This window comes from Pseudomonas sp. 8BK (assembly GCF_902506475.1).
Classification (GTDB): Bacteria; Pseudomonadota; Gammaproteobacteria; order Pseudomonadales; family Pseudomonadaceae; genus Aquipseudomonas; species Aquipseudomonas anguilliseptica.
The window spans coordinates 932,314-945,394 of the sequence record NZ_LR733252.1 but is presented as its reverse complement, the minus strand read 5'-3'; the positions used below and the strand labels follow the sequence as shown (position 1 = coordinate 945,394).

General features: G+C 59.9%; 11 protein-coding genes. 9 read left to right on the top strand and 2 right to left on the bottom strand.

Going from position 1 to position 13,081, the window contains the following annotated elements; translation table 11 throughout:
* Positions 1-67: 67 nt before the first annotated feature.
* From minC to ACIN8IBEIGE_RS04250, 5 genes are all read left to right on the top strand, one after another.
* Positions 68-793: a septum site-determining protein MinC gene (gene minC / locus ACIN8IBEIGE_RS04270; protein WP_160013566.1), complete on the top strand. Its 726-nt coding sequence runs from the start codon at positions 68-70 to the stop codon at positions 791-793.
* A gap of 101 nt (positions 794-894) precedes the next feature.
* The gene (gene minD / locus ACIN8IBEIGE_RS04265; protein ID WP_090251774.1) at positions 895-1,710 is read left to right on the top strand and encodes a septum site-determining protein MinD; all 816 of its coding nucleotides are present in this window, start codon (positions 895-897) and stop codon (positions 1,708-1,710) included.
* A complete protein-coding gene (minE, locus tag ACIN8IBEIGE_RS04260) occupies positions 1,707-1,961 on the top strand; it encodes a cell division topological specificity factor MinE (RefSeq protein ID WP_025165363.1) in 255 nt (84 codons plus the stop codon). Before minD ends, minE begins: the two co-directional genes overlap by 4 nt.
* 56 nt (positions 1,962-2,017) lie before the next feature.
* A complete protein-coding gene (locus ACIN8IBEIGE_RS04255) occupies positions 2,018-2,653 on the top strand; it encodes an RluA family pseudouridine synthase (RefSeq protein WP_160013565.1) in 636 nt (211 codons plus the stop codon).
* An 11-nt stretch (positions 2,654-2,664) separates the two neighbouring features.
* The gene (locus ACIN8IBEIGE_RS04250; protein ID WP_160013564.1) at positions 2,665-3,240 is read left to right on the top strand and encodes a trans-aconitate 2-methyltransferase; all 576 of its coding nucleotides are present in this window, start codon (positions 2,665-2,667) and stop codon (positions 3,238-3,240) included.
* Positions 3,241-3,261: 21 nt separating this feature from the next.
* Here ACIN8IBEIGE_RS04250 and ACIN8IBEIGE_RS04245 read toward each other — a convergent pair whose 3' ends face one another.
* Entirely contained in the window at positions 3,262-4,863 is a 1,602-nt protein-coding gene (locus ACIN8IBEIGE_RS04245) for an ATP-binding protein (protein WP_160013563.1), read from the bottom strand.
* 10 nt (positions 4,864-4,873) lie between these two features.
* Positions 4,874-5,596: a response regulator gene (locus ACIN8IBEIGE_RS04240; protein WP_160013562.1), complete on the bottom strand. Its 723-nt coding sequence runs from the start codon at positions 5,594-5,596 to the stop codon at positions 4,874-4,876.
* A gap of 717 nt (positions 5,597-6,313) precedes the next feature.
* Here ACIN8IBEIGE_RS04240 and ACIN8IBEIGE_RS04235 point away from each other — a divergent pair.
* From ACIN8IBEIGE_RS04235 to ACIN8IBEIGE_RS04220, 4 genes are all read left to right on the top strand, one after another.
* Entirely contained in the window at positions 6,314-9,223 is a 2,910-nt protein-coding gene (locus tag ACIN8IBEIGE_RS04235) for a ribonucleoside-diphosphate reductase subunit alpha (protein ID WP_160013561.1), read from the top strand.
* A 378-nt stretch (positions 9,224-9,601) separates the two neighbouring features.
* Positions 9,602-10,852, top strand: coding sequence for a ribonucleotide-diphosphate reductase subunit beta (locus tag ACIN8IBEIGE_RS04230; protein ID WP_160013560.1), 1,251 nt, complete (start codon positions 9,602-9,604; stop codon positions 10,850-10,852).
* 114 nt (positions 10,853-10,966) lie between these two features.
* Positions 10,967-11,674 (top strand): cyclodeaminase/cyclohydrolase family protein, encoded by a 708-nt coding sequence (locus tag ACIN8IBEIGE_RS04225; RefSeq protein WP_160013559.1) that lies wholly within the window; start codon positions 10,967-10,969, stop codon positions 11,672-11,674.
* A gap of 639 nt (positions 11,675-12,313) precedes the next feature.
* On the top strand, positions 12,314-12,715 hold the full coding sequence (locus ACIN8IBEIGE_RS04220; protein ID WP_160013558.1) for a hypothetical protein: 402 nt from the start codon (positions 12,314-12,316) through the stop codon (positions 12,713-12,715).
* Positions 12,716-13,081: the final 366 nt, after the last annotated feature.

Below are 13,081 nucleotides of genomic sequence, written 5' to 3'. Positions count from 1 at the left end.
GCGTTCTCGCTATAAGTCCGGCTTACTTTTCCCCCAGTTCCTAAATAAGGGCCGTATCAGGCAGACCATGAGCCAAGCTGATCTCCTCGAGCAAGACCCCGTATTCCAGCTTAAAGGCAGCATGCTGGCCATCACCGTGATGGAGCTGGCGCACAACGACCTCGCCCGCCTCGACCAGCAGCTCAGCGAAAAAGTCGCCCAGGCCCCAGCCTTCTTCAGCAACACCCCGCTGGTACTGGCCCTGGACAAGCTGCCGGAAGGCGAAGGCGGACTGGATCTGGCCGAGCTTATGGCGGTCTGCCGCAAGCACGGCCTGCGTACCCTGGCGATCCGCGCCAACCGTGAAGCCGATATCGCCGCCGCCGAAGCGCTGGACTTGCCCGTACTACCACCCTCCGGCGCGCGTGAACGCTTGATCGACCTGGCCCCGCCAAAGCCGGAAAAGCCCGCCGAACCCGAGTTCAAGCCGAGCAAAATCATCACCAGCCCAGTACGCGGCGGCCAACAGGTATATGCCCAGGGCGGCGACCTGATCGTCCTGGCCCCGGTCAGCGCCGGCGCGGAACTTCTCGCCGACGGCAACATCCATGTTTACGCACCGATGCGCGGCCGAGCACTGGCCGGCATCAAGGGCAATCTCAAGGCACGGATTTTCTGCCAGCAGATGGGCGCCGAACTGCTCTCCATCGCCGGCCAATACAAGGTGGCCGAAGACTTGCGCCGTGACCCGCTCTGGGGCGAAGCGGTGCATGTCAGCCTGTCGGGTGACGTGTTGAACATCACCCGCCTTTAACGGATACTGCCGCCACTTTTCAAGGACACAGACAGGGCACCCGGAAGCCTGAGATAGGCCACGGAAACCTGCGTTTTTTCTACATTTTGGGGTGAATCACCTTGGCCAAGATCCTCGTTGTTACGTCCGGCAAAGGTGGCGTCGGTAAAACCACCACCAGCGCTGCCATCGGTACCGGCCTCGCCCTGCGCGGGCACAAGACTGTCATCGTCGATTTTGACGTCGGCCTGCGTAACCTTGACCTGATCATGGGCTGCGAACGCCGCGTGGTGTACGACTTCGTCAACGTGGTCAACGGCGAAGCAACCCTCACCCAGGCCCTGATCAAAGACAAGCGCCTGGAAAATCTCTACGTACTGGCTGCAAGCCAGACCCGTGACAAGGATGCCCTGACTCAGGAAGGCGTCGAGAAAATCATCAACGAGCTGCGCGAAAACTTCGAATACGTGGTCTGCGACTCGCCGGCCGGTATCGAGAAAGGCGCGCACCTGGCCATGTACTTCGCCGATGAAGCGATTGTCGTGACCAACCCGGAAGTCTCCTCGGTACGCGACTCCGACCGCATGCTCGGCCTGCTGGCGAGCAAATCGCGCCGCGCCGAGAAAGGCGAAGAGCCGATCAAGGAACACCTGCTGCTGACCCGCTACAACCCTGAGCGCGTGGTCAAAGGCGAAATGCTTGGCGTTGAAGACGTCGAAGAAATCCTCGCCATCCGCCTGCTCGGCGTGATTCCTGAATCGCAAGCCGTACTCAAGGCCTCGAACCAGGGCGTGCCGGTGATCCTCGATGACCAGAGCGATGCAGGCCAGGCCTACAGCGACGCGGTTGACCGTCTGCTGGGCAAGGAAGTGGCACATCGGTTCCTCGATGTGCAGAAGAAGGGATTCATGCAACGCCTGTTTGGAGGTCGTGAATGAACATTTTTGACTTCTTTCGTGAGCGCAAGAAAGAAACCACCGCGTCCATTGCGAAAGAGCGTCTGCAAATCATCGTCGCCCACGAGCGCGGCCAGCGCAGCCAGCCGGACTACCTGCCGGCCCTGCAGCAAGAGTTGGTCGAGGTGATCCGCAAGTACGTGAACATCGACTCGGATCAAGTACAGGTTGCACTGGAAAATCAGGGCAGCTGTTCCATTCTGGAACTTAACATCACGCTCCCCGACCGTTGATTGGTTGAGAGCATGCAACGGCGGCCCAGGCCGCCGTTTCTATTTGTGGAAAGCCCATGCCACTGTCGAATGTCGAAATTCTCCACCAGGACGCCGCCCTGCTGGTGATCAACAAGCCCACCCTGCTGCTCTCAGTGCCCGGCCGCGCAGAGGACAACCGCGATTGCCTGGTCACCCGCCTGCAGGAAAACGGCTACCCGGAAGCGCGCATCGTCCATCGCCTGGACTGGGAAACCTCGGGGATCATCGTCCTGGCGCGCGACGCCGACAGCCACCGCGAGCTGTCGCGGCAGTTTCACGACCGCGAAACCGAGAAGGCCTACACCGCACTGTGCTGGGGCCAACCCGAGCTGGACAGCGGCAGCATCGACCTGCCGCTGCGCTACGACCCGCCGACCAAGCCGCGCCACGTGGTCGACCATGAACTGGGCAAACATGCCCTGACCTACTGGAAGGTGCTGGAACGCCACGCAGAGCATTGCCGCGTCGAGCTGACGCCGATCACCGGCCGCTCGCACCAGCTGCGCGTGCATATGCTGTCCATCGGCCACCCACTGCTTGGTGACGGCCTGTATGCCCACGAACAAGCCCTGGCCGCCTACCCGCGCCTGTGCCTGCATGCCAGCATGCTCAGCCTGAGCCACCCACAAACGGGCGAACGCATGCGCTTCGAGTGCCCGGCACCGTTCTAAGGACAGATCGCGTGGATAAGAACCGCTTCTACGCCGCCACCCAAGGGGCCCCTGCCCAACCCACCTTGCTGCGCGCCCTCGACTGCTGGCAACAGCCCCCTGGCTTGGCGCTGGATCTTGGCTGCGGCGCAGGGCGCGACACCCTCGAACTACTGCGCCGTGGCTGGCAGGTTGTAGCGATTGATAATGAACCTCAGGCACTCGAGTGCCTGCACGCGCAAGTACCGACCGAGCACCGGGAAGCGCTGGAATCCCATTGCGCCGCGTTTGAACACTTCAAGCTCCCCACTGCCAGCTTGATCAACAGCAGCTTCGCCCTACCGTTCTGCCCACCCGAGGCCTTCGCGCAGCTCTGGCAACGCATAAGCGACGCGCTTCTCGACGGCGGATTGTTTGCCGGGCACTTCTTTGGCGAGCACGATGACTGGGCCAACAGCCCACAACTGACCATTCACAGCCGCGCACACGTGCAGGACCTGCTGTACGGCTGGGAAATCATCGAACTGGAAGAGATCGACCGAAGCGGAAAAACCGCAGTCGGTCGCAGCAAACACTGGCATCTGTTTTCTGTAGTCGCCCGCCGCTGACCCATCGCCTCGCGCTGGCGGCTAGCCCTGCTTACGCGGCCAGATCAGACTAAAACAGGCGCCGCCCAGCTCCTCGCTGCGACTGATCTGCGCGCGGCCGCCGTGCCAGTAGGTAATCCGCCGCACGATGGAGAGGCCCAGACCATGCCCGCCCGAGGCGCGCGTGCGGCTGTCGTCCAGGCGCAGGAAGGGTGTAAAGATGCGCTCCCAGGCCTCTTCTGGCACGCCGGGGCCGTCATCTTCGACATCCAGGCGGCAACGCTGCTGGCCCACCTGATAACTCACCCGCACCCGTGATTCGGCATGGCGCATGGCGTTGCTTACCAGATTCTGCAGAGCGCGATGCAGGTAGCGCAGCTCGGCGTCAACGCCGGCGCCGCCGCCATCCAGGGCATCGCGTGAAGGGCCATGCTCGACCCGCACACTGGCGCGCAGCGGCGCCAGCTCGGTGATCACCTGATCGATCAGCTCGCCCAGATCGACCTGCTGGAAGTTCAGCGCCGGCGAGCCCTGCTCCAGGCGCGCGTAAGTGAGCATCTCGTCGACCAGCTTGTCGAGGTCCTGGATATCGCTGTCCATGCCCTCCATATATTTACGCCGCGCCGCATCGGTTTCCGCGTCGCCAATCATTTCCAGGCCGAAGCGCAAGCGTGCCACCGGCGTGCGCAGCTCATGGGACACCGCACGGACCATCTCACGCTGAATACTCAAGGAGCGCTGCAGGTGCTCGGCCATGGCGTTGAAGGCCGCCGCCAAACGCCCCACCGAATCACTGCCGCGGGTTGGCACACGAGCATCCAGCCGACCGCTGGCGATGCGCGTGGCGGCGCCTTCCAGGTCGCTCAGGCGCTGCTCCAGAGGCCGCACCAGCAGATAGACCATCAAACCTATCAGACTCAGGCCCAGCGCACCGATCAACACCAGCCACTGCGCGGGGTACGGGTTCATCTGGTACAGCGGGCCGATTTCCAGCACCCAGGGCGTATCGACGATGCCGGAGAACACATGAATGCTGTCGCCGCCCCGACCCAGGGCCATCACCGTATCGCCCTCGTCCACGCGGCGGCGCTGATCAGGGTCGAGGTCGGCCTGATCGAGGCGCACCAGGCGCAAGTCGAAACCGAACTGTTTGTCCTTTTTCAAAGCGGCCAGCCGGCGCGGCTGTTCATCCCAGGGATAACGCACCAGCTCATCGATCAGCAGAAAGCTGGTGGCGCGGGCCAGCTGCTCGCTGACCTGCTGCACATCGGCGATCAGCAGCAACGGCTTCCCGCCCAACTGACTAAAGATGCGCGCCTCGTGCGGGCCAGTCTGCTGCACCAGCACCTGACCGCGGCGCAGGCTGTTGCGTGCGCCGCTGTCCAGCCCGGCGCTTTCCAGCGCCTCGACGCGCAGCGGAATACCGAGCAAACGCCCCCACACCGTCACCGCGCGGCGCCGCTCGATATCCACCATGGGTGAGAGGTTATCGGCCATCAGGCGGAAGGTACCCTGAGCCAGGCGCTCACGGTATTGATCGACCCGCACTTCGTTGAGCAGCTGCAGCGCGCCGACACCGAGCAGCGCAACAAGCACCAGCACGGCGAGCATGCCGCCGTAGATGCGCAGGAAGATCGAGTTCATCGCAGTGAATTCATGTCAGCGCTTCAGCCGCTTCGGCAACAAACAGATAGCCCTTGCTGCGCACGGTCTTGATCAGCCGCGGGTGCATCGGGTCGTCACCGATTTTCGGGCGGATGCGAGAAATGCGCACGTCGATGGAACGGTCCTGACCGTCGTACTCGATGCCGCGCAATGCGTTGAAAATTTCCTCGCGCGAGAGAATCCGCCCGGCATTGGAGGTCAGCAGCCACAGCAGGTCGAATTCGGCGCTGGTCAGCTCGATGCCCTGCTCACCCAGCCAGGCTTCACGCATGGCGCTGTCGATCACCAGCGGGCCGAACTGCAGACGCCGGCGCTCGCCAGGGGCCTGGGCCTCACTGCCTTCATGACGGCGCAGCAGCGCACGGATGCGCGCCAGCAACACGCGCGGGCGCACCGGTTTGCAGACATAATCGTCCGCCCCCATTTCCAGGCCCAGCACCTGGTCCATATCGTCGGTACGCGCAGTGAGCATCAGGATCGGCCCCTCGTATTGCCCGCGCACCTTGCGGCAGATCGACAGGCCGTCTTCGCCGGGCAGCATCAGGTCGAGAATCACCAGATCGGGCTGCTCCTGCAGAATCCGCGCGGCGGCCTGCGCGCCATCCATCTCGATGGACACGTTGAGGCCGTTGCCCTGCAGGTACTCACGGGTCAACTCGGCCAGGCGCTGGTCGTCTTCGACAATAAGGATGTGCCACGACTGCTGCTCCACAACGGACTCCTGACAACATGAAAACGGCCGGCATTGTATCAATGCCCCGGGCACTGCATAGCGCATGCCATATTTCTGTAAAAACACTAGATGTAGTATCGACCTGAGAGATAGGCCACGTCTGGGTAACCCGTGGAAAAAGCCTGATCAACACCGACGAACGGTACACCCCAGCAAGCATGCGGGCTTGCCGCCAATCGCGCGGTTTAACCCACAATTCACCCACAAGTTATCCACAGGTTGTTCTTGCGCTATCGCCTTGCAATACCCCAGATAGCGCATTATCTTGTATGCCAATCGCGCGACACCCACCACATGTTGGGTTTAGCCTGGCAACCGGACACAAGAAGAATGACTCGCACACGGCCTGATCCCAGCCCGTCACCGGTCGCCTGAAAGACCTTTGCTATACGCCTGCTCTACCGCAGCAGGCCGCACTTCAGCGCAGCGCTCGGCGCGCCTGAAAAAGAATAAAGCGCCAACCGCACACGCGGTTGCACCACTAGATGTAGTAGTTGAGGCGCAAAAACGCCTTGACGTGTGACTTTTGAGCCAGGAGGGCGCTTTAGTCGTACCTTCCCTGCCCAATTTGCAAGTCCCCGTGTGCCCAGCCTCAGGCTGTGCCCATGGCATTGATGAAATGGAATGAACAAGCGTTCTTTGCAGTGATCGACAGTTAAAGCGTCCATCTAACAAATACAGAACATGGAGATCTTCATGCACACCGACACCTCCCGCGAGAACCCGCAGGCCAATGCGCCGCAGGCCACCGATGACAACCAGAGCCTGAACGCCACCGCGCCGGGTCAACTGCGTGTGATCAAGCGTAACGGCACCGTGGTGCCCTACACCGATGACAAGATCACCGTTGCCATCACCAAGGCCTTTCTCGCAGTTGAAGGCGGCACCGCAGCCGCTTCGTCGCGTATCCATGAAACTGTCGAGCGCCTGACCGAGCAGGTCACCGCCACCTTCAAGCGCCGCATGCCGTCCGGCGGTACCATCCATATCGAGGAAATCCAGGACCAGGTCGAACTGGCCCTGATGCGCGCCGGCGAGCAAAAAGTCGCCCGCGACTACGTGATCTACCGCGAAGCCCAGGCCAATAAGCGCAAGAACGCTAGCGCCGGTGAAGTTGCCCAGCCACACCCAAGCATTCGTGTTACCCACACCGACGGCAGCGTTGCGCCGCTGGACATGGGCCGCCTCAACACCATCGTCACCGAAGCCTGCGAAGGCCTGGCCGAAGTCGATGGCGAGCTGATCCAGAAAGAAACCCTGAAGAACCTCTACGACGGCGTAGCACAAAGCGACGTCAGCACCGCCCTGGTGATGACCGCGCGCACCCTGGTTGAGCGTGAGCCGAACTACAGCTACGTCACTGCCCGCCTGCTGATGGACAACATCCGCGCCGAAGGCCTGGGCTTCCTCGGTGTCGCCACCAGCGCCACCCACCACGAAATGAGCGAGCTGTACGCCAAGGCGCTGCCGGCTTACATCGCCAAGGGTATCGAGTTCGAACTGCTCAACCCGGTGCTGGCCAGCTTCGACCTGGAAAAACTCGGCAAGGCGATCAACCACGAGCGCGATCAGCAGTTCACCTACCTGGGCCTGCAGACCCTCTACGACCGCTACTTCATCCACAAGGACGGCACCCGCTTCGAACTGCCGCAAGTGTTCTTCATGCGTGTGGCCATGGGCCTGGCGATTGAAGAGAAGCAGAAAGAAGACCGCGCCATCGAGTTCTACAACCTGCTCTCAAGCTTCGACTACATGGCCTCGACGCCGACCCTGTTCAACGCCGGCACCCTGCGTCCGCAGCTGTCGTCGTGCTACCTGACCACCGTGCCGGATGATCTGTCGGGCATCTACGGCGCCATCCACGACAACGCCATGCTGTCCAAATTTGCCGGCGGCCTGGGCAACGACTGGACTCCTGTGCGCTCGCTGGGTGCCTACATCAAGGGCACCAACGGCAAGTCGCAAGGCGTCGTCCCCTTCCTTAAAGTGGTCAACGACACCGCTGTTGCAGTTAACCAGGGCGGCAAGCGCAAAGGCGCAGTCTGTGCCTACCTGGAAACCTGGCACATGGACATCGAAGAGTTCATCGAGCTGCGCAAGAACACCGGTGACGACCGTCGCCGCACCCACGACATGAACACCGCCAACTGGATCCCGGACCTGTTCATGAAGCGCGTGTTCGACGATGGCCAGTGGACCCTGTTCAGCCCGAGCGAAGTGCCGGACCTGCACGACCTCACCGGTAAAGCCTTCGAAGAGCGCTACGAGTACTACGAAGCCCTGACCCAGTACGGCGGCAAGATCAAGCTGTTCAAGACCATCCAGGCCAAAGACCTGTGGCGCAAGATGCTCAGCATGCTGTTCGAAACCGGCCACCCATGGCTGACCTTCAAGGACCCATGCAACCTGCGCAGCCCGCAGCAGCACGTGGGCGTGGTGCACAGCTCGAACCTGTGCACCGAGATCACCCTGAACACCAACGCCGACGAAATCGCCGTGTGCAACCTGGGTTCCGTGAACCTGCCGAACCACATCGTCGACGGCAAGCTGGACACCGCCAAGCTGGAAAAGACCATCAAGGTCGCTGTGCGCATGCTCGATAACGTTATCGACATCAACTACTACAGCGTGCCGCAGGCGAAGAACTCCAACTTCAAGCACCGTCCAGTGGGCCTCGGCATCATGGGCTTCCAGGACGCCCTGTACCTGCAGCACATCCCGTACGGCTCCGACGCCGCCGTGGAATTTGCCGACAAGTCGATGGAAGCGGTCAGCTACTACGCCATCCAGGCTTCCTGTGACTTGGCCGACGAGCGCGGCAGCTACTCCACCTTCGACGGTTCGCTGTGGAGCAAGGGCATCCTGCCGCTCGACTCGCAGCAGATCCTGATCGAGCAGCGCGGCCAGAAGTACATCGACGTTGACCTCAACGAAACCCTGGACTGGGCGCCAGTACGTGCCCGTGTACAGAAAGGCATCCGCAACTCGAACATCATGGCCATCGCCCCGACCGCGACCATCGCCAACATCACCGGCGTGTCGCAGTCGATCGAACCGACCTACCAGAACCTCTATGTGAAATCGAACCTGTCCGGCGAATTCACCGTGATCAACCCGTACCTGGTGCGCGACCTCAAAGCCCGCGGCCTGTGGGACTCGGTAATGATCAACGACCTGAAGTACTACGACGGTTCCGTGCAGCAGATCGAGCGCATCCCGCAAGAGCTGAAAGACCTCTACGCCACCGCATTCGAAGTCGACACCAAGTGGATCGTCGATGCCGCCAGCCGTCGCCAAAAGTGGATCGACCAGGCACAGTCGCTGAACCTGTACATCGCCGGCGCTTCCGGTAAGAAGCTCGACGTGACCTACCGCATGGCTTGGTACCGTGGCCTGAAAACCACCTACTACCTCCGTGCCCTGGCCGCGACCAGCACCGAGAAGTCCACCATCAACACCGGCAAGCTCAACGCCGTGTCCAGTGGTGGCAACGATGGCCTGAGCGCAGCACCGGCCAAGGCCCCGGAAGTGGAAATGAGCGCAGGCCCAGCTCCAGTACCAAAGGCTTGTGCGATCGACGAACCAGACTGCGAAGCCTGCCAATAGTGTTCGGCAACGCGCGGATCTGAGCGGAATTCGCGGCGTTACCTGCCGGAGTGGCCCCCATCACGTACATGCGTACGCTCAGGGGCTCCACTCCAGCAGGTGCCTTGCGACTACTCACTCAGCTACACGCTTGAACGTCGAGCAAAGAGCACAAGCAACACAGCTGTATCGGGAGAGGGCTAGACAACACCGCCCTCCCCACTTATTACCACCCCCCGCCCTACCCGGCGCGGGCTTCGGGGTAACGGCCAATCACTAGAGCCACCCCGACCAGCGGTACCCGTTTTGCCCTTGCGCGCTGTACGCAACGGAACACAATAAAGACTGTATATCCACACAGGTCGGTTATTTCACCGGCCCGCAAGCAGGAGCCAAGCCATGCTGAGCTGGGATGAATTTGACAAGGAAGACGGCGCCGACGCCGTAGTAGCCAACAAAGCCGCTGCCCACATGGCAGACATGAGCATCGACAAACTCGACCAGGTTGGCGGTGCCGCTGCTGTTGAAGCCCGCGCCGTGGCCAGCGATGACAGCGCCGCTGTCGCTCGCGCCAAAGCCTCGCTCGACCAACTCGACATCGCCGAAGGCCTGGCCGAGCTGGAAGGCACAGCCGCCCGTGTAGCCGTCGACGAAAAACGCATGATCAACTGCCGCGCCGACCTCAACCAGCTCGTACCCTTCAAGTACGACTGGGCTTGGCAGAAGTATCTGGATGGTTGCGCCAACCACTGGATGCCGCAGGAAGTGAACATGAACGCGGACATCGCGTTGTGGAAAACCCCGGACGGCCTGACCGACGACGAGCGCCGCATCGTCATGCGCAACCTCGGCTTCTTCTCCACCGCCGACAGCCTGGTTGCCAACAACCTCGCCCTGGCCGTGTACCGCCTGATCACCAACCCGGAGTGCCGCCAGTACATCCTGCGCCAGACCTTCGAAGAGGCGATCCACACCCATGCCTACCAGTACTGCATCGAATCGCTGGGCATGGATGAAGGCGCGATCTTCAACATGTACCACGAGATTCCATCGGTCGCGAAGAAAGCCAGCTGGGGCCTCAAGTACACCCGCTCGATCTCCGACCCGACCTTCAACACCGGCACGGTCGAGACCGACAAAGAACTGCTGCGCAACCTGATCGCCTACTACTGCGTACTGGAAGGCATCTTCTTCTATTGCGGCTTCACCCAGATCCTCTCCATGGGTCGCCGCAACAAGATGACCGGCGTGGCCGAGCAGTTCCAGTACATCCTGCGTGACGAGTCCATGCACTTGAACTTCGGCATCGACGTGATCAACCAGATCAAGATCGAAAACCCGCACCTGTGGGATGCCCAGCTCAAAGACGAAGCCACCCAGATGATTCTCCAGGGCACCCAACTGGAAATCGAATACGCACGCGACACCATGCCGCGCGGCGTACTGGGCATGAACGCAGCGATGATGGAGGACTACCTCAAATTTATCGCCAACCGTCGTCTGACCCAGATTGGTTTGAAGGAAGAGTACCCAGGTACATCTAACCCGTTCCCATGGATGTCGGAAATCATGGACCTGAAGAAAGAGAAGAACTTCTTCGAGACGCGGGTTATTGAGTATCAGACGGGTGGAGCGTTGAGCTGGGATTGATTCCAGTCACTCACTGAGAGATTAAGAGCGCTTTACCTGAAATGGATGTTTGGGGTAGCGATCAGCAAGATCAAAAGCCCCGCCTAGTGCGGGGCTTTTTTGAGGTCACGTACTATGCAACAGCACGAACTAGCTCATGCGGACGGCTCACTACTTGAACGTCCAACCAACCAGCTCCTGAATGATTTTGGTGCCGGCCGGGCCTCCCCTGGCTCCGGCAGTGCAGCAGCATTGCTTGGGCTTCTTTCTGCAAAAATGATTACTACGGTTTGCGATATAAGCCTTCGAAAACGGGAGCGTGCCACCAACCACAAAGACTTCGAATTCATTTCAAAAACCGTCAGAGAAGAGCTCGAGCCAAGACTCAAATTCCTGTTCGAAGCTGACGCAAAAGATTTTGAAAAAGTCATTCGTCTTCGCGTCGAAAGAGACAAATGTAATGACCCGCAGGAGAAGTCAAAACTTAGTAAGGACTCTCTGGACTTACTCCAAACAGCCACAGACTACACTTTCGAGATTGCCGACATATCCATTCGACTCATGGGCTTTGGCATCTTTGCATTCGAAAATGGCTGGCATGCAATCCGCGGTGATTCGGGCGTTGCGATTAGTGCAGCCATGTCCAGCGTCATGTCTTCAATTTTCATTGCAAATCTGAACCTAAAGACATTAAAGCGCCGTAACTACGCCTCACTTAATCTCAAGCGTTGCCAGGCCCTTCATAATTCTCTGAACGAACTGCAGACAAAAGCCTTCTCTTGTGTGACCACCATCAGCTCAGAGTCTCTTGAATCTATTCAACTAGAACTTCAAGAAAGTTGATTTTGATCGTTCCTGCGCTCTGCGTGGGAACGCTGCAGGTGAAGCAGAAAAGAGGGCATATTTATTTTCTCCGTCGCCCGCTTTTACTGGTTTCGGCCTTACGCCGAGTTACTTTCTCTTTGCTTGTGCAAAGAGAAAGTAACCAAAGAGAAAGCACACCCCACATCCGGGTTTCGCTACGCTCAACTTCCCTCGCTCCGGCACTGTTCCGAGGGTCGTCACGGTGGGCCATCCCTGGCCCATCGTTCCTCGTTTGGCATCCATGCCAAACGCCCCTCTCCACAGCACCTCCACTCGGCCTCCTGACGGGATTCAGGGACCGCGTTGCCTAGGCGATTTGTGGAGGACAGAGCGAACAGCAAAAGCAGAGCGTGAACGCAAAAGCATCGCGGCCGTGGGGCGCTCCTACAGAACCGACTGGTATCCGTAGATTTGGAGGATGGGTTGAGCGCAGCGATACCCATCACAAAGCTGCGTGCCGACGGCCGTTGGCGAGGCTGGACTATCACGCTGACACTAGACACCTGAGATAAACCATTATCGGCATCGATGTTTACCATCAGCTCAATGAAGTTCTCTTAAAAAACCTCGGGCGTACCATCTGCTCCATCAACCAATAACACCCCGGAGCACACCATCATGAAACGCCAACTCATCCTCAGCTTTGCTTTCTCTGTACTGGCAGCCAACGTTTTTGCTGCTTCCTCTGCTCAACCAGTGGTCGCTGAAGGTGGTTCCGACCGCCTGATCGACAACCGCGTTGCCGAAGGTGGTTCTGACCGTCTGATCGAAAGCCGCGTCGCCGAAGGTGGCTCTGACCGCCTGATCGACAACCGCGTCGCCGAAGGTGGCTCTGACCGTCTGATCGAAAACCGCGTTGCCGAAGGTGGCTCTGACCGCCTGATCGAAAACCGCGTTGCCGAAGGTGGTTCTGACCGTCTGATCGAGAATCGCGTTGCCGAAGGTGGTTCTGACCGTCTGATCGAAAGCCGCGTCGCCGAAGGTGGCTCTGACCGTCTGATCGAAAGCCGCGTCGCCTAAGGTAACTCCGACTGTCTGATCGAGAACCCCGCATGACTACATCGGAACTGCTGCCAGAAAGAAAGCCGGCCCAATCAGCCGGCTTTTTTTCGCGTGCGCGATTTGACCGTCCCCACGCTCCGAAAAACAATCGGGGACACGACTTTCCGTTAACCGCTATTACGAGTTTCGCCCTTACGGCGAGTGACTTTCTCTTTACTCGCTCCGGCCTCCTGACGGGATTCGGGGACCGCGTTGTTTGGGCGATTTGTGGAAGGCAGAGCGAAAGGCAAAAGCAGAGCAACAGCAGAAGCATCGCGGGCAAGGCCGCCCCTACAGGTTCGGCGGACATTCGTAGGATGGGTTGAGCGCAGCGATACCCATCAA

Bases quoted from the DNA above. Each gene is read 5' to 3' on its own strand.
- minC (WP_160013566.1), top strand. From the start codon at position 68: ATGAGCCAAGCTGATCTCCTCGAGCAAGACCCCGTATTCCAGCTTAAA.
- minE (WP_025165363.1), top strand. From the start codon at position 1,707: ATGAACATTTTTGACTTCTTTCGTGAGCGCAAGAAAGAAACCACCGCG.
- ACIN8IBEIGE_RS04255 (WP_160013565.1), top strand. From the start codon at position 2,018: ATGCCACTGTCGAATGTCGAAATTCTCCACCAGGACGCCGCCCTGCTG.
- ACIN8IBEIGE_RS04245 (WP_160013563.1), bottom strand. From the start codon at position 4,863: ATGAACTCGATCTTCCTGCGCATCTACGGCGGCATGCTCGCCGTGCTG.
- ACIN8IBEIGE_RS04235 (WP_160013561.1), top strand. From the start codon at position 6,314: ATGCACACCGACACCTCCCGCGAGAACCCGCAGGCCAATGCGCCGCAG.
- ACIN8IBEIGE_RS04230 (WP_160013560.1), top strand. From the start codon at position 9,602: ATGCTGAGCTGGGATGAATTTGACAAGGAAGACGGCGCCGACGCCGTA.
- ACIN8IBEIGE_RS04225 (WP_160013559.1), top strand. From the start codon at position 10,967: ATGCAACAGCACGAACTAGCTCATGCGGACGGCTCACTACTTGAACGT.
- ACIN8IBEIGE_RS04220 (WP_160013558.1), top strand. From the start codon at position 12,314: ATGAAACGCCAACTCATCCTCAGCTTTGCTTTCTCTGTACTGGCAGCC.